The sequence below is a fragment of the Paenibacillus amylolyticus genome, assembly GCF_003719335.1.
In the GTDB taxonomy this organism is placed as follows: Bacteria; Bacillota; Bacilli; order Paenibacillales; family Paenibacillaceae; genus Paenibacillus; species Paenibacillus amylolyticus_D.
Window position 1 is genome coordinate 379,450 of record NZ_RIAS01000003.1, and the last position, 15,650, is coordinate 395,099.

Annotated in this window: 13 protein-coding genes; 4 read left to right on the forward strand and 9 right to left on the reverse strand. The window is 46.3% G+C overall.

The features are described from left to right. Positions 1-1,122 carry a helix-turn-helix transcriptional regulator gene (locus EC604_RS08385; RefSeq protein WP_240036720.1) on the forward strand — a complete coding sequence of 374 codons (1,122 nt, stop codon included), beginning with the start codon at positions 1-3 and terminating at the stop codon, positions 1,120-1,122. Positions 1,123-1,350: 228 nt separating this feature from the next. Here the strand turns inward: EC604_RS08385 and EC604_RS08390 are convergent, their stop codons facing one another. From EC604_RS08390 to EC604_RS08415, 6 genes are all read right to left on the reverse strand, one after another. Beyond that, positions 1,351-2,364: a FecCD family ABC transporter permease gene (locus tag EC604_RS08390; protein WP_123063718.1), complete on the reverse strand. Its 1,014-nt coding sequence runs from the start codon at positions 2,362-2,364 to the stop codon at positions 1,351-1,353. Next, on the reverse strand, positions 2,361-3,386 hold the full coding sequence (locus tag EC604_RS08395; RefSeq protein ID WP_123063719.1) for a FecCD family ABC transporter permease: 1,026 nt from the start codon (positions 3,384-3,386) through the stop codon (positions 2,361-2,363). The genes EC604_RS08390 and EC604_RS08395 overlap by 4 nt, the downstream gene beginning before the upstream one ends. 115 nt (positions 3,387-3,501) lie before the next feature. Then, the gene (locus EC604_RS08400) at positions 3,502-5,469 is read right to left on the reverse strand and encodes an AraC family transcriptional regulator (RefSeq protein WP_123063720.1); all 1,968 of its coding nucleotides are present in this window, start codon (positions 5,467-5,469) and stop codon (positions 3,502-3,504) included. A gap of 289 nt (positions 5,470-5,758) precedes the next feature. Next, positions 5,759-6,646: a membrane protein insertase YidC gene (gene yidC, locus EC604_RS08405; protein ID WP_123063721.1), complete on the reverse strand. Its 888-nt coding sequence runs from the start codon at positions 6,644-6,646 to the stop codon at positions 5,759-5,761. Continuing rightward, positions 6,583-6,933 carry a hypothetical protein gene (locus EC604_RS08410; RefSeq protein WP_240036721.1) on the reverse strand — a complete coding sequence of 117 codons (351 nt, stop codon included), beginning with the start codon at positions 6,931-6,933 and terminating at the stop codon, positions 6,583-6,585. The genes yidC and EC604_RS08410 overlap by 64 nt, the downstream gene beginning before the upstream one ends. Positions 6,934-7,025: 92 nt before the next feature. Further along, positions 7,026-8,645, reverse strand: coding sequence for a DUF4153 domain-containing protein (locus tag EC604_RS08415; RefSeq protein ID WP_161556885.1), 1,620 nt, complete (start codon positions 8,643-8,645; stop codon positions 7,026-7,028). Positions 8,646-8,779: 134 nt separating this feature from the next. Between EC604_RS08415 and EC604_RS08420 the strand changes: the two genes are divergently transcribed. The 3 genes from EC604_RS08420 to EC604_RS30120 all read left to right on the forward strand — a co-directional run bounded on the left by EC604_RS08420 (position 8,780) and on the right by EC604_RS30120 (position 11,816). Then, a complete protein-coding gene (locus EC604_RS08420; RefSeq protein ID WP_123063723.1) occupies positions 8,780-10,579 on the forward strand; it encodes an ABC transporter substrate-binding protein in 1,800 nt (599 codons plus the stop codon). Positions 10,580-10,663: 84 nt separating this feature from the next. Beyond that, positions 10,664-11,248 (forward strand): AAA family ATPase, encoded by a 585-nt coding sequence (locus EC604_RS08425; RefSeq protein WP_123063724.1) that lies wholly within the window; start codon positions 10,664-10,666, stop codon positions 11,246-11,248. Positions 11,249-11,534: 286 nt separating this feature from the next. Then, positions 11,535-11,816, forward strand: a complete 282-nt coding sequence (locus EC604_RS30120) for a hypothetical protein (RefSeq protein WP_192895074.1) — start codon at positions 11,535-11,537, stop codon at positions 11,814-11,816. Between the two features lie 147 nt (positions 11,817-11,963). Here the strand turns inward: EC604_RS30120 and EC604_RS08435 are convergent, their stop codons facing one another. From EC604_RS08435 to EC604_RS08445, 3 genes are all read right to left on the reverse strand, one after another. Next, entirely contained in the window at positions 11,964-12,929 is a 966-nt protein-coding gene (locus tag EC604_RS08435; protein WP_123063725.1) for a sugar phosphate isomerase/epimerase family protein, read from the reverse strand. Positions 12,930-13,046: 117 nt separating this feature from the next. Further along, positions 13,047-14,741: a hypothetical protein gene (locus tag EC604_RS08440; RefSeq protein ID WP_123063726.1), complete on the reverse strand. Its 1,695-nt coding sequence runs from the start codon at positions 14,739-14,741 to the stop codon at positions 13,047-13,049. Between the two features lie 20 nt (positions 14,742-14,761). After that, positions 14,762-15,634 (reverse strand): carbohydrate ABC transporter permease, encoded by an 873-nt coding sequence (locus tag EC604_RS08445; protein WP_123063727.1) that lies wholly within the window; start codon positions 15,632-15,634, stop codon positions 14,762-14,764. Positions 15,635-15,650: the final 16 nt, after the last annotated feature.

Sequence of the window (15,650 nt, forward strand, 5' to 3'; positions counted from 1 at the left end):
TTGACATCACGTATTGATCGGAGCCACAGACTTATCACTTCTCTTGAAAAACGAACCTGGACCTCACGTACCTACCGGGAAGCTGTTCTGAAGCAGATCCATTCGGTTGTACCTTACGACGCATACTGTTTCACCACCGTTGATCCTCTGACTCTTCTCTCCACAGGAGCCGTGACAGAGGACGGTATTGAAGCCATACATGATCGGTTATTCATCAATGAATACATGGAAGAAGATATACATAAATACGCTGAATTAATTCGCAGCGGTGAACATACAGCTACTCTTCATACGTCCATGAACGCACAACCTGAACAAAGCCCACGTTATATCAACATTCTTCAGCCAGCGGGGTTTGGTGATGAACTGCGCGCTGTATTAGTCAGCGGAGATGCTTGTTGGGGATACCTAACGCTGTACCGCAAGACTGAGAATTCTTTTTTTACAGAAGAAGAACGGTTGCTGATTCAGACCTGGACTGCTTCTATTGCATCGATGCTGCGGTCCACAAGTCTGACGCTTGTGGATGAGATCACGAGTGGCAGTCCTGAGGAACCCGGAATTTTGATCACATCGGACACGTTCCAGCTCTTATCGCTGAACGCCCCGGCTCAATATTGGCTGTCCCAATTACGCACGCTGGAACATGTAGGGCCGGATGTTCTGCCACGTCCGGTACGTGCAGTCAGTTCCCACTTGCAGCGCAAGAATCGGGCAGAACGGGCTGAAGATACTCAGGTCGCTCCTGACTCGCCCTCCAAAGTCTGTATCCAACTTCCGGATGGGCGTTACCTCCTACTTCATGCCAGTCTTATGCAACAGCTCGCGGGACCGCATCAGATTGCCATCCGTTTGGAGCAGGCGATGCCGCAGGATTTGCTTCCCTTGCTCGCCGAGAGCCATGGTCTATCCAGTCGAGAGCGGGAACTGCTTGGATATGTGCTTCGCAGCTATTCGTCCAAAGAGATCGCTGCCGCCATGCATATTTCTGTCTACACCGTTCAGGATCATTTGAAATCCATTTTTGCCAAAACCAAAGTATCCTCACGTCGCGAGCTCATCTGGTATTTCGTTTCCCGTTTCCAACTGTCGGATGAAACCCGCGATATAAATCCTCAGTAATTTCCCAGTATCAAATTGACTATCGAATGAGAAAAAATCAAAAGGATGCCAATACGATTCCTCGTAATGGCATCCTTTTTCTATATCCTATTGATTAAAAAGCATAGCGGTAATACAGGGTAACTTCGATCGTTGAACTTTTGATACCGTGCATTCTGCTTTAAAACGCAGCGTGCAGTTATACCAACCCTTTTTCCACAAAATATCAAGACTATTTCATTGATTGTGTTATTTGGCTTTTGCTAGTAAATAAAGAAAATATGGAACACTAATGACTGTAATAACGATTCCTGTCGGCACATCTCCTACGAGGCTAACCGTGCGCGTAATCGTGTCAGCCATCACCACGACTAGTCCCCCGGCCAAGCTGGCAGCCGGAATGAGCAATTTGTGATCGGGACCGACCAGTTTTCTCGCCATATGCGGAGCGATCAAGCCAACGAAAAAGAAGCTTCCTCCCACGGCTACACTGCCAGAGGATAAAGCAACAGCAGCGATTGACAACCCCAAAAACTGCCGCTTCACGGAAACACCAAGCCCCTGTGCTGTCTGATTGCCCAGATGGAGGGCATTCAGTATGCGCGCCTTGTAAAAAATATAGCCGAGTAAGATCAAGACCCATGGTGTCAGTATGGAAATATAGCCCCAATCATCGCCCCATAGGCTCCCCGCCAGCCAATACAGCATGAAGTTCATCTGCGAATCATCCAGCTTGAGTGTCAAGAAAGTCGTCAGCGCTCCATACCCGCTTCCTAGCGCGACCCCGGTCAAGATCAAACCGATTGGCGAGATGTCTCGTCCGCGGCGATACGATAATAAGAAGATCAAACCCGCCGCCAGTAGTCCGCCAACAAAAGCCAACAGAGGCAGAGCAATGAAGGAACTCTTCCCTGTTGGTGCAATGAATACAACGAAGAACAGGACAAACAAACCCGAGCCCGAACTAATTCCCAGTGTTCCCGGACTAGCCATGTCATTGCGCAGCAAACTCTGCATCACGACCCCGGCCGCTCCCATTCCCAGACCTACCAAGATCGAAAGTAGAATTCGTGGCAAACGAAAATCAAACACAATCAGATTCTGCTTATCGGTACCGTTTCCTATGAGAACGTTCAGCACTTCTAGCGGTGAAAGATTCATCTTGCCAGAATTCATGCTAATGATCGCAAACACAACGATGAGTGCCATAAACACTACATTGATGATAATGCCTCGTTTCACCGTATAACGCCGTTTGGTCATTCGTATTCCCTCCTTTGTCTTCGAGCCAAGAAGAGAAAGTACGGTACACCAATGATGGAAAATATAATCGCAATCGGCGTTTCGAACGGTTTATTGATCAAACGTCCAGCCAAATCGGCCGATACGGTCAGCAACGCACCATATAACGCCGCTGCTGGAATAATGTATCGATAGTCGACACCTACCATATATCGAACAATATGCGGGGTAATCAGACCCACAAAACCAACCGGGCCAACCACAACAACAGCCGATCCCGTCAGCACGAGTACAATAATTGTCGATAAAATCTTGACCAGTCCGCTGCGAATGCCGAGTCCACTTGCCACATCATCACCCAAACTGAGCAATGTAACGGAAGGGGATAGCGCCAGTGCCAGCAGTATACCACCAACAAAGAGCGGTGAGATAATCAGCAATTCTCCCCATTTGACCCCCGCTGTACTACCCGCCGTCCAGAATGTCAATGCTCGGCCCAGGTTATAATTGATCGCCAAATACTGGCTGAGTGCGCCAAACAACATTGAAATAGACAGACCTGCCAGCACAAGCCGCTGAGGCGTCATTCCGCGATTGCCCAGTGACGCGGTAAAGTAAGTCATACCGGTGGCGATCGCCGCTCCCAGACAAGCGAACAACATCATCTGCCAATACGAATAACCCGGCAGAAAGGCCAGGCATAGTGCAATTGCAAATGCTGCGCCAGAGCTAATCCCCATGAGCCCGGAGTCGGCCAGCGGATTGCGCGTTGTCCCCTGCATGATAGCGCCACATACCGCAAGGCTGCACCCAACGATGAGATCTGCTACGGTACGCGGAAGACGCATGGTTTGAATAATTTGATGTTCAGTGAGCATTGGATCAAATCGGAAAATAGCCTCCCATACCGTTGCTAACCTCATATCAGCGGCACCAAACATAATCGATGCCGCCGACATGAGAACCGTTAATCCAAGCCCTACAGCCATGTACATGGTGAAGTTCATCGCCCCACGGCGTTTTTGTTCAGGCTTGCTTTTCATCTCGTTTCCCTTTCATCACCTATTGACAATCCAAACGAATATGGAAATTAACGTCCATAAATTCGACTGGTCATGTTTGATAATTGGAGTTCTCATTTGAAATTTCGTTCAACTCTTATTTAGCTAATGCCAGCAACTGACTAACAATATAATCAATCAATGCACTGGAAGTCATTACGTCCGTGGACCAAGATAGCGAAGAATCCACCTTTACGATCCGATCATGTTGCACAGCAGGTATGGAATTCCACACTGCATTATCAGCAGCAACGTTTCCATCTCCTAAAAAGATCATATAATCCCCAGAGTAAGCGGGTAATACTTCCATGGAGACATCACCCCAATATTTATCCGCATCGATAATATCCGTTTGGACCTTTGGAGGTGCCTGCAATTGAAGTTCATTGTAAACAAGCTCACCAACCGCATGCTTGGCTCCAGCTATGTAGTTACTTTTATCACTGAATTCTCCAACCGTAATCTTCACATCGGATAGACCCGCATTCTGAAAGGCTAGCTTGGATTCTTCGATTTTTCCGTTATAAGCATTCAAAACAGCCTTAGCCTCTTCCTGCTTGTTCAAAACATCGCTAATAAAATGTATCCGCTCTTCTGTAGTCATATCACCATAAGGAACATAAATGGTCGGGGCAATTTTGGATAAATCATCATATGACTCATCGCTCCATGCCAAAATGATGAGATCAGGCTCAAGCGTCATGATATCTTCCGGCTCCATGGCTACTTTTACGGAGTCTGTAATCTGGTTAGCATAAACAGGCTCCATCTCGCCCCTTGCCGCTCTTGCCACACCTAAAGGAGTTACACCTAGGGCTACCACATCACCAACCAAATAATCGACTACAACTCGCTGAGGATTGTTAGGTACCTCAACATCACCCTTTACTGTGGTTATTGTTCTGGTCTGCGAGACTGCTTCCGAAGCTCCTGTCTCCGCCCCTTCCTGTTGTGTCGTCTGCTGTGTCTGCGCGGGTGTTGTATTCACCGTTCCCCCATTATTCGCTGGCGTCCCTGACGTACATGCCGTCAATAACATCATCATGCTTATCGCCGCTGCCAAAATCATTTCTTTACTTCTTAATGATCCAAACATAATTGATTCCCCATCTCTATAAGACTTGACTAGACTCGCTAGTTCCCTCTCATCGTAATTTAATTGAGAATCATTATCAATACCATCAACCTGCATGGATAGTGCGTTTATTTTCCGATAATCACTTGGGGTCATCTTGTAATGTTTCTTAAACATTCGGAACAGGTTTTTCTCATCTGCGAAACCAGCTCCAGTTGCGATTTCTTTAACCGTCGCTTCTGTATGTTTCAAGTCATGACAGGCAGCTTCAATCCTTCTCTGAATGAGATACTCCTGTAAGTTCATCCCTTCCCTTTTTTTGAACAACCGCGTCAATTGTCCCCCACTGATCCCAAACATATCGGCAATTTGTTGAAACATAATCGGTTCCCTGTAATGTTTATCGAGATATTTCTTGGCAGAACAGGCTGGATCTGGCTGGAGATATCGAATCTCACCACCCTCCAAATCCCTGTACACCTCATGAATCAAATGATAAAAAAAACTTTTGGCCTGTAGCTGATCCATCGCCTTGCCACGTTTCCAGCCATTCATCATCCGTTGGAACCAATCGCGTAGCAAAATGGGATTACTTGGGGTGTATCCAAACTGTTGAACAAATGGATTGACTTGCTCCAGTAATTGTTGCAGATGTTTCTTGAAAAAGAGAGGCGATTCTGCTCTATAAAACACCATAAAAGTCTCCACAATCTCCCCTTTAGGTGTGATACTGAGCAGGCTCCCCTTGCCGCCGTGAATTAAACCAAAGCGTTCCATTGCAAATGTGGTTTCATTCAGTTGGATTTGCGCTTCTCCCCCATATGCATAGATAAACATGCTACTAGGCATTTTATATTGCTCCAACGGGTATTGTGACGCTACGTTCTGAAAGCGTACATCTATTAATGTAATGATCGAACGTGTCCATATGCTGGCCATCATATCAATCATCTCCGGTGTAAATCCCTGTCTTGCTTCTTCCTCTTGCATCTATCCGCACTCCTCATTTCACTTTTTCCCATGTATATATCACCCATTAGTTGATATTGATTATCAATATCATATTTCATCAGGTAAGTATATCATCATTAAGTGATATTGGGGAACAGGAAGCGGACGTTATGCTGTTCATCAGCTTTCGTAAAAAGACTAAAAAAAGAAAACTTGATAGTACAAAAAGAAGCCTGATCCATATGGATCAGGCTTCTTCATTAGTTTTTTTGTTTTCAACAAGTTTCCGTAGTCACCATGTGTTCCTAGTCACCTGCGACCGAATATATTACGACTTTGCAGGTTTCCGAGAAGATTTGGATGAACTCGATTTTTTATTCTTTTTCTGACTTACTTCCACAACCACAGGCTCGTGCGGGTGTTCCACCGGGTACATTTTACGGAACAATAACGTCTGTAGTACCAGGAACGAACCCCCAACCGTCCAGTAGAGCGGCATGGCTGCCGGGGCCGAAAGAGAAAAGAATGCCATCATCAATGGGGAGAGATATCCCATAATGGCAAACTGTTTTCGCTGCTCAGGTGCCATATTGGCTTGTGATACCTTGGCTTGAATCAGATAAATAACCGCGACCACCACAGCGAGAACATAGTCCGGCGCTCCCAGTTTGAACCACAGGAACGAATGGGAAGAAAGTTCTGGTGTAAGTCGGATGGCTGTGTAAATACCTGAAAGGATAGGCAACTGAATGAGCATCGGCAAGCAACCAATATTTAGCGGATTGAACTTATGTTTCTTGTATAACTCCATCGTTTCTTGAGACAGCTTTTGCTTATCAGCAGGGTCGTTTTTGCCTTCATATTTTTTCTTGAGAGCATCCATTTCAGGTTTCATGGCGTTCATGATAACTCGAGTTCCCTGCTGGGACTTGGCTTGACGCATCATCAATGGCAACAGTGCTAATCGAATGACCAGCGTGATTACAATAATCGCGACCCCGTAACTTCCGCTAAATATGGTGGCAATGTGCTGTATTAAGTACGACAGCGGAAATACAATATAGTGATTAAAAAATCCCGGTGTCGATGAAGTAATCTCCGACACGTTATTGCTGCATCCGGCAAGCAGCATGACTGCAAACAAAATAGCAATCAGGCCATAGATCCGTCCCTTGCCTGATCTAAAAGTGAACCCCTTGTTAGTCTTATGTTCCATATATATCCTCCTCGTTGATTTGTTGACCAATCGTTCAACGAGGAATGACAATCTGGTTCATCTTCATCGGGCGCTTCTCTTCGTCTAATCATGCGGCTCCAGTCTTCCTGTCTGTGCTGTCTGTCCAAACACAGGGCGGGAAGTACAGGTTCAAGTCCACCACCGGCGCCACCTTCCACCCAGTACTCCGTCATGCCACAATGAAGATGGGCAATATAGGCATAACTGACGGTGAAGATGAGTCCAATCGAGAATAAATATGGTAATAACTCCTGCAGTTCAAACAAGGGATTCACCCCCTTTATAGGTTAGTTTTTATATTATAACACTTACATATTGTTTTTGCATAAATCCGTACGTGAAAACAACTACTATTCAGCTATTCCGTTCTCAATTTGGACATTTCTAGCTCAGCTCGGTGTCTTGCCACGTTATAAGAAGGCCAGGAACGATCTGATGTATCCATATCCAGATATGCTTGATGTTCCAGCATTTCCCTCTTGAGATCAGGATACTCCTCAAGAGCAAACTCACGAAGTAACGGAACTGCATCTGCTGACAGACTCGCCAGATAGGTTGCATCAATATTGCCAGTCTGATGATAACGTTCAATATTCAGCTCGGCAATCCGTTTATCCATGCCCACATAGTTCACAGCAACATATGCAGTGAGCGCAAGCACAATATACCAGCGGATCAGCGGTATTGACGTATAGCGTATACGAAGGCCAGCAATCAGCAACAGGAGTGCAAGGAAGATCATGAATGCGTGTACCAGGAAGCGGATGTACGTATATCCATATGCCTGCTCATAAAGATTTAGGCGCATAAACGCGGAATACAACATAATTGCTGAACAACTGACCAGAATCAGGAGAAGTACCTGATGCACGATGGAACCCGCTTTGCCACTCGGACGGGTATACTGCAAAGCAACAATAAGAATAAAGAAGTTAATACCTGTGACGAGAATCAACTCCACAAATCCACTTCTCGCATACTCTGCGTAAGACAGTTCTACCGGAAGATGTCCCTCTCCAGCACCAAAAAGATACGAAAACTGTACAAGTACAAACAACACGTACACAAAGTTGATAACGATCAGCATCGTACCCACAATGATGGGGTCCAATCTAAATGCTTCCTGATGAACCGGAGGGCGTTCGGGCTCGGGTGTAATCTTATTCGTAAACTGACCTTCAGTAGCCGGGTTCACAGCAGAGACTTCCTGCATATGATTACGCGTAATAGACGTGGATGCAGCTCCATTTTTCCAATGCGCGTTCTCTCTCTTCTCTGCCTCATATTGCATTGGCTGCACAAATCCCCATACATAACCGAACAGCACTATACCCACAATGACAATCCAGATGATTCTTGGTATCCCTGGAGTAAAAGCCAGCTGATTCAACCACTCCGGAAAACCGGCTAAATATTGATCAAAGACGCCGTCAGCGGAGGACAGTAATGCGATAACTACAATGAGGATAGGCAAGGATGCCACAAGGCCAATGAACACTTTGAAAACAACCGTTTTCTGTGATTTGCCCATGCCGCGCCCGCCTGCTCTCACAGCAATGGCCGCAACCGTCCCCCAATGACGTATCGCTTGAGGCAGCACATGGTCAATCGCCGTACCGATCAACCCTATTTCCCACCACTGCTTCCGTTTTCTGCCCATCAGATACGTCATATGTAAGATAACTACGCCGGGTACAACCAGGAAATTAAGAACACGCAGCAGTTCATTGTCGTAGAACAGGAACGTTAGCGACAACAACAGCACTAAACCCGCCACAAATGCATCAATGAACTTGAAAGACCTCATGCGGTCACGTGCAAACAGATACATGAACACATAAAAGAGAATTACAAAGATAGGATACGATACGCCAAGCTCATTACCATAGAATAAATACTGGTGAATGATAGCCAACATCCATGCGGACAGTAGCGTGATTAGAGCGCGTTGCGGTGAAGACATTATTTTATCAATCATGGGAAAAACCTCCATTAACCTTTCTATGCTATATTCTAGATGATAAAATAGGAATATAAATAGAAATTATAATCGATAAAACTTCTTATTTTAGAGGATTGCATCAGAGTTCACCTCCAGGAGGGAATCAACACTTGAAATTACATCAGCAATATCTGCTGTTGCATCGTCATTACGGTCACCATACAGAACATGAACTTACACTCGCCGATCTCGCTGAATTGCTAAATTGTACGCACCGCAATACGTTAACAATTGTCAAAAAGATGGTTGCCCATGACTGGATTCGTTGGGTTTCCCAGCGTGGCCGGGGTCGGCGTTCTTCACTGACCTTGCTTGTTCCGGCTGATCAAATCGCCGCAGAATATATGATGCAGGCCATGAATCGCCGGGAGTTGCAGGAAGCTGCCGAGCAGGTGAGCGCATTTTCCAGTTCAGCAACCATGCAGGATCATCTAAACCAGTGGTTGCTTGGGTATTCGGGTCATCATACGGAAGCCGGCACCAACAATGAGCAGATTGATACGCTTCGGCTGCCCCTGCGCCAACAGCTTCATGCGCTTGATCCGCTGTACATTAATCTGTTGGCTGAGTCCTTTGTTACCAGCCATGTCTTTGACGGGTTGGTTCAACGGGGTGAACAGGGAGAGATTCTTCCATGTCTCGCTCACACCTGGGATGTCAGTGCAGACCGAAAGACCTGGATCTTTTATTTGCGGAAAGGGATTACATTTCACGATGGTCAGTTGCTGACGGCCCATGATATTGTACATACGTTTGAACGACTGCAATCTACAGATCGCCGGACACTGTACAGTGATGTAAATAAACAGATTCTTTCTATTGAAGCGGTTGATTCCTTAACCGTGATTTTCCAGTTGAAAGACCCTCACGAATTGTTTTTGTCTTTTCTGACAACAAGTCGTGCGGCGATTGTACCCTCACCCGGAAAAAACGAACAGAAGATAAAGCATTCGGGTGATGCGCACGGGATGCAAAAACCTGTCGGGACGGGGCCGTTCAAGGTCACTGCCTGGGATGATCACTTGTGCAGACTTGAAGCCTTTTCATCGTATTTTCAGGGTAGAGCACATATGGACCGTGTAGATATCCTGCAAATTCCGTGGAGTGCCTCGGCAAAAATAGACGATAGCCAAGATATCGAAACTCCGTTCTTTCATCTTGTTCATAATCCGTCTTCGTCTGAGGGTGCAGACTGGACACAAATAAGTGCAGGTGTAATGGTTCAAAAATTACTCACGTGTAATACGCAAAAATCCGGACCGTTAAACGATCCGGAAGTAAGAGCCTACCTTCAGTTATGCCTTGCTGGAATGAATAGTGATGACGGACATGCGTATGACTCTGAGGTTGTCGCTACTGACTCTGTTGCCGTGAATATCGGGATGGTTGAGCAAGAGGGATTTAGAGATATTATTAAACGACTCACTTGGCCTAGTCCCATTTCCCTGCACATTGCAACCATTCCACAATATCGCAGGGATGCTCAACATTTGGCATCCATATTGGAGCGCAGCGGTTTCACCTGTACCGTCCGTACCGCTACGATGGAGCAGTTCAAAGGGAATCTGCGGCTGGAATCGGATCTGATTCTCTTCTCGCTCATTCGGGACAGGGACGAAGAACTGCGCAGGTATGATCTCTACTCCACGTTATCTGAGCATCTGGAAGATTCTGCTCGTATAACGATTCATAAGATTTTGCAAACCATCGTCGCCTCTCCAACCGCAGCAGATCGAACTTCTGAATTAGATCAAATTGAGAAATTCTTGGTAAGTCAGAACTTACTGTTCCATTTATCCGAGAAACCGGTAGAAACCGCTTATCTGCCTTCTGTGCGTGGTCTATCTTTCAACAGCCAGGGCTGGGTGAACCTGCGTCATATCTGGTTTCCTTCGCAGGTAATCAAGTGAGACTACAATGTGAACTATGCTAAAATAAACAAAATAACTTACATTCCATACGATCTTCTAACATACTGAGGAGGCATTACATTCATGAGCAAACTAATTTTCTTTCTCGGCGGGGCCGGAAGTGGCAAGACCACCCTTGCCAAAGCCCTTTCCCGTAAACATAAAGCTGCTTTCTTCGATATGGACATTCTGCTTCGTCCCGCGGCTGAGGCGATCATGACCCTTCAGGGACTTGATCCATCCGATCGAGATTCGCCTGAATACAAAAAGTTGTGCCGTGATCTTGGATACCGCATTACGATGGACGCTGCTCTGGATAACGTTCAGTTGGGTATTGATACCATCGTTGTAGGACCCTTTACCAAAGAAATTGGAACCATCGATTGGATTGCTCAGGAACTTGCACAGATCGGACGTACCCTGGATGATACGGATGTGCGTGTGGCCTATATATATCTGGAAAATGAAGCATTGTATCACAAGCGAATCACAGCGAGACAATCTCCATTAGATGAATGGAAGTTAGCCAACTGGGATTCGTTCACAGCTTCTCTCGTCCGAAAGGAAGTGGCCTGGCCACTCCCTGCTTCATCCGTCGCCTATATCAACAATTCCAGTAATGACTCAGCCATCGCCTATGCGGAACTTGAACGACGGATGTATGAGTAGCTTACATATCTAACTACCGATCCCTTCGCACTGTAAAGCTACCCTTAGAAAATAAGAGGTGGAACAAAAAGAGGTATTTGTCGAGACACCTGTTGGGTCCATCATGACAAATACCTCTTTTCATATATTTAAGATCATTCGAAACGCACTCTGGCATCCTCTACGTTTGCGGGATCACGCAAAAATAAGTGTGCACTACGGAATCGCCAATGTAGTCGAACTGATAGATTGTAGATGTGACTCAAATGTAAGAGATTATACATAACTTTAAACAAAGGAGAATTTCATGAAATCTGACGTAGTCACTTATCCAACTCAACTACAGAGCTACAAATCTAATCCTAAATGGAAACGTACCGTAGCCAACATCCTTCTGGTTGCATCTCTGAGTTTCACCACAATAACCAGTGTATCGACAGAGAGCAGTCTCCCTCTACCTCAGGAAACTGAATCGTTCATCAATCAATTCTTCGCCCAACCTGAAGTGAAGTCTGCTCTGAAAGGTGCTGTAGTCAAAGGCTATCAGGCAGGGATTCTCGGTGACGTAACACTCCCTGAGAAACATTAAAGCACGGAACATTTTACGAGAACAACAAAAGAGCGGCAGAACCCCTCTCAATGCAACCTAAGGTATGTTCTGAACCGCTCTATATGTTGGTTTACTTTCCAATAAGATCTTCCTTTGAGGTGCATTCATGTTTAATGCGGTTGCTCCTTATCCGCGCTGACGCGCCGCGTGACGTTCAGCAATGCGAGACGTAATCAATCCATGACTTTTATCGATCTCTTCCGGTGTACAGACCGCTTTCAGCTCATATACTTTCACTGGAGAGCGATCGATGATATCCAGAAATGAATCGAAATAGATCATGTCTTGACTATGAATATAAGGACACCAGTGATCGGACAACCCTACCGTTTCATGGATGTGAACCCCCACAACATGATCGATCAGCGCATTCGCTTCACGCACGTTGTCATACAATCCCATGCGATCCATCATCATGCCGTGGCCGATATCATACCATAAACCAAGCGGCGCCCCCTTCATCTCACCAATGAGCGATCCCGCTTCCTGTAGCGTAGGCATCTGATAACAGCGTGAACGGGTTTCAATTCCAAAATTCACACCGTATCCACGTTGCTCCGAAAGATTGCATACCTCTTCCAAACTTTCCTGTATACGTTTCAAGTAATGTTCACTTCCAGCCTGCCGCTTCTCCAACATCTCCTGCCACAACGCTTGATAAGCTGGTGAATCCTTGCCTTGCTCGTTATAGATTTTTTTCAGAGCTTCATCGATGTTATACTCAAACGGCACTTCCCCCGGGTGCACAACAACTGCCTTCGCACCGTAGCGATGGGCATATTCAGCAGAACGAAGCAAAAGTTGAATCGCCCTTTTACGCCGCGGCTCATCGTCGAATCCGAGCAACACCGAATCAGTACCATAATCGGGATCAGGTACATGCGGAAACGTGTTATGCACACTGGATACACCCACTTGCCCGCGTTCAATCATCGGTTCAATCGTCCGCAATAACTCATCCGTCACATTATAGTTTAACTCTACCTGTCTGAATCCAAGCGACAGAATCTCTTCGATCATGCCTTCGCCATTCGTATGCCGCTTGATATTCCAGCATGTCGAGAATGAGTACTCTTTTTTGTCTGTGTACATTTACTCTGCCCGCCTCCTTCCGTACTTTAACCCTATCATAGCCCTTCTAATAGCCTTCTAAAAAAGTCCACTCATAGTCTTCTACCTAACCCTGTGATACCGTCTTGCATCCTTTATCTATTCATTGATCCCGAGTTCAAACCTCATCCGGTTTGCCGTCACGCCCGGAACATAGCGGTAAATTACTTCAGCATAGTCGGTATACATTAACACTGTCGGCGCTGGGGCTTCGGCTTTTACAGAACAGGTTAGCCCCGGAAGCGTCCAACGTGTTGGTTGTAAATGCTGTGGATGCAGGTGAGGTCCTTTAATTTCAAAATAAACCTCAATCTCCTCCGCCGTATCCAGCTGCACCTCGATATTCAATGACTCCGCTGTGACTTCCGCTTCAAAAATAATGCCGCGCAAATGGCTGTTCCAGTCACTGCCTGCTTCACGCCGAATCAGACGAAGGTAATACCGGTCTCCTGTCTCGGTTTGCCAATGAATGGTCGCAGGATGCATCTGACCGTTGGTGTTGCGACTGCCGGACATGGCTCCTATCATTCGTTTCTCACCAATCCAGGCCGATGCCGTACACAAATTCCGGTTTGCTTTGGGATCGTTGCGTTCACACAGCTCCATGAACTGTTTTTGCACGAGTCGATCTCCTTGATGGGCTTTGAAATACGGTACAGCCTCTTTAGGGACATCAACACCCAATAACGCTATCATCGGATCATGCCCCGATTCACAGTTCATGCCTGTTAAATACTCGTAACCTTCTCCCAGTAAAAGATAGAGAAACACGCCGATGGAGCTATGTTCCCGCATTTCCATATCATATGCCCTAGCAAATGGCCCGCATAGATTCTCCAGATTGGCATTGTAATACAGCGCAATATTGTTCCATAATCCATGCTCAATCTGGTGAGTAATTTCAGTCATACGCTCAGTTATGGCATACTTTCGGAACATCCCAAGTACGGCGAGATCCACCCCGTAATAGGTCGTCGTATTGAATTCCGCAAACGTGCCGCCGTACTGCTCAAACTCCTGTAACAGACCTTCGGCTTGTTCATCCGCATGCTTAATCCAATCCGCCTGCTGGAACCGATGTCCATAATAATGGGTAATGAAAATATGCATCAGTTCAATGTTGGTGTTCATCGGAATCACATCTGACCGTCTGCGCTCCACGGAGCCCTGAACAGCTCGTTCCATCGCTTCATCCATCCGCTGAATAAGCTTACCCGGCAGCATTTCTGCAAACTCGGCTGTCGCTATAGCACACACACATGCGATAAATTCCCGCCAATTCGGATCATAACTGATCCAGACCGGGGGCAAAACAGCGTTCACGGACGCATAAAACAGCTCTTTTATTTGCTTGGCGTCTGCGCCTTCCTTAAGCAAATCATTCTCTTGCTGCAGATTATGAATAAACTGCGCAGACACCTTCTCAAAGGTGCGTTCCAGGAAATAGGCTGTGCCTGGCGCAAATGATTTCCATGCATAATGACCCTCAGGTGGGTGCCCTTCATTTGTCTGGGTCGCAAAGGTGCCGTGATAGATTTCTTCCGGCGCATCATATTGATAATCCAGCACTTTGTGTAGTACACGAACAGCCCGCTCCACATCGCCGGGCTCCTGACGAATCAGCAAGCCCAGCGCATAATGTGCACTGCCTCGTGTACCGTGCTCGGATGCATCGTCTTCAAAGCTGCGAAGCAATGCGAATTCATCGTCATAAAAACGATCCATCATGACCATGGACTGGTGTACTAGATGCTGCTGCTCCTTGGACATCTTCTTAACCATCGGTTGTGTCATGCCTATGACCTCCTGAGACGTTAACCTTTTACAGCACCTACCATTACACCGCTAATGAAAAACCGCTGCAGCCACGGATAGACAAACAGGATTGGCAACGTCGAAAATATTACGCTGGCTGCTTTCAAGCTTTCCGGTAACACATGAACCGCGCCAATACCTTCGTTTTGCATCAGCTCGGTGATTTGGTTTTGCTGAATCATCTGATATAACTTTAATTGTAACGGATACAATTCCGGTTTGGTAATATACATTAATGCATCTTGGAATCCATTCCAGCGTCCTACAGCGTAAAACAGGCTGAGTGTCGCCATTACCGGAAGAGACAACGGCAAAATAATGCGAATCAACGTTCCAATCTGCGTACTGCCATCAATATCTGCAGCCTCCTCCAGACTCTCCGGGATGCCTCGGAAAAAGGTGATCAGAATAATCATATAAAACGGGCTGATCAGGCCGGGAAGAATTAATCCCCATGTGCTGTCAAGCAGATGCAAATTTTTGATCAAAATATACTCCGGGATAATGCCCCCGCTAAAAAACATCGTCACAACAATGACCAGCATGAACCACTTTCGTCCTCTCAGACTGCTTTTGGCAAGGGGATATGCTGCCATAATCGTCATAAGCATACTTAGCACCGTACTCAGAACCGTCAGCCAGATCGTGTAGATCAGGGAACGAATCATGGAACCATCACCAAACACCTTACCATAGGCCTCCCAGGACAACTCTTTTGGGAAAAAGGAAACCTCTCCCGAACCAATGGCCCGATTCGAGCTAAGCGAGATCGCAATGATATGGATGAATGGTGCAAGGCATAATACCATCGCAATGACAATCAGAGTTACATTTACTGTGTTGAATATTCGATTTGCCGTGTTTTCCGACATCTCACTCACTCCTTAC

What these genes read in the sequence shown, in the direction of transcription:
- EC604_RS08390 (WP_123063718.1), bottom strand. Translation starts at nt 2,364, where the DNA reads ATGACCAAACGGCGTTATACGGTGAAACGAGGCATTATCATCAATGTA.
- EC604_RS08395 (WP_123063719.1), bottom strand. Translation starts at nt 3,386, where the DNA reads ATGAAAAGCAAGCCTGAACAAAAACGCCGTGGGGCGATGAACTTCACC.
- EC604_RS08400 (WP_123063720.1), bottom strand. Translation starts at nt 5,469, where the DNA reads ATGCAAGAGGAAGAAGCAAGACAGGGATTTACACCGGAGATGATTGAT.
- yidC (WP_123063721.1), bottom strand. Translation starts at nt 6,646, where the DNA reads ATGGAACATAAGACTAACAAGGGGTTCACTTTTAGATCAGGCAAGGGA.
- EC604_RS08415 (WP_161556885.1), bottom strand. Translation starts at nt 8,645, where the DNA reads ATGATTGATAAAATAATGTCTTCACCGCAACGCGCTCTAATCACGCTA.
- EC604_RS08425 (WP_123063724.1), top strand. Translation starts at nt 10,664, where the DNA reads ATGAGCAAACTAATTTTCTTTCTCGGCGGGGCCGGAAGTGGCAAGACC.
- EC604_RS30120 (WP_192895074.1), top strand. Translation starts at nt 11,535, where the DNA reads ATGAAATCTGACGTAGTCACTTATCCAACTCAACTACAGAGCTACAAA.
- EC604_RS08435 (WP_123063725.1), bottom strand. Translation starts at nt 12,929, where the DNA reads ATGTACACAGACAAAAAAGAGTACTCATTCTCGACATGCTGGAATATC.
- EC604_RS08440 (WP_123063726.1), bottom strand. Translation starts at nt 14,741, where the DNA reads ATGACACAACCGATGGTTAAGAAGATGTCCAAGGAGCAGCAGCATCTA.
- EC604_RS08445 (WP_123063727.1), bottom strand. Translation starts at nt 15,634, where the DNA reads ATGTCGGAAAACACGGCAAATCGAATATTCAACACAGTAAATGTAACT.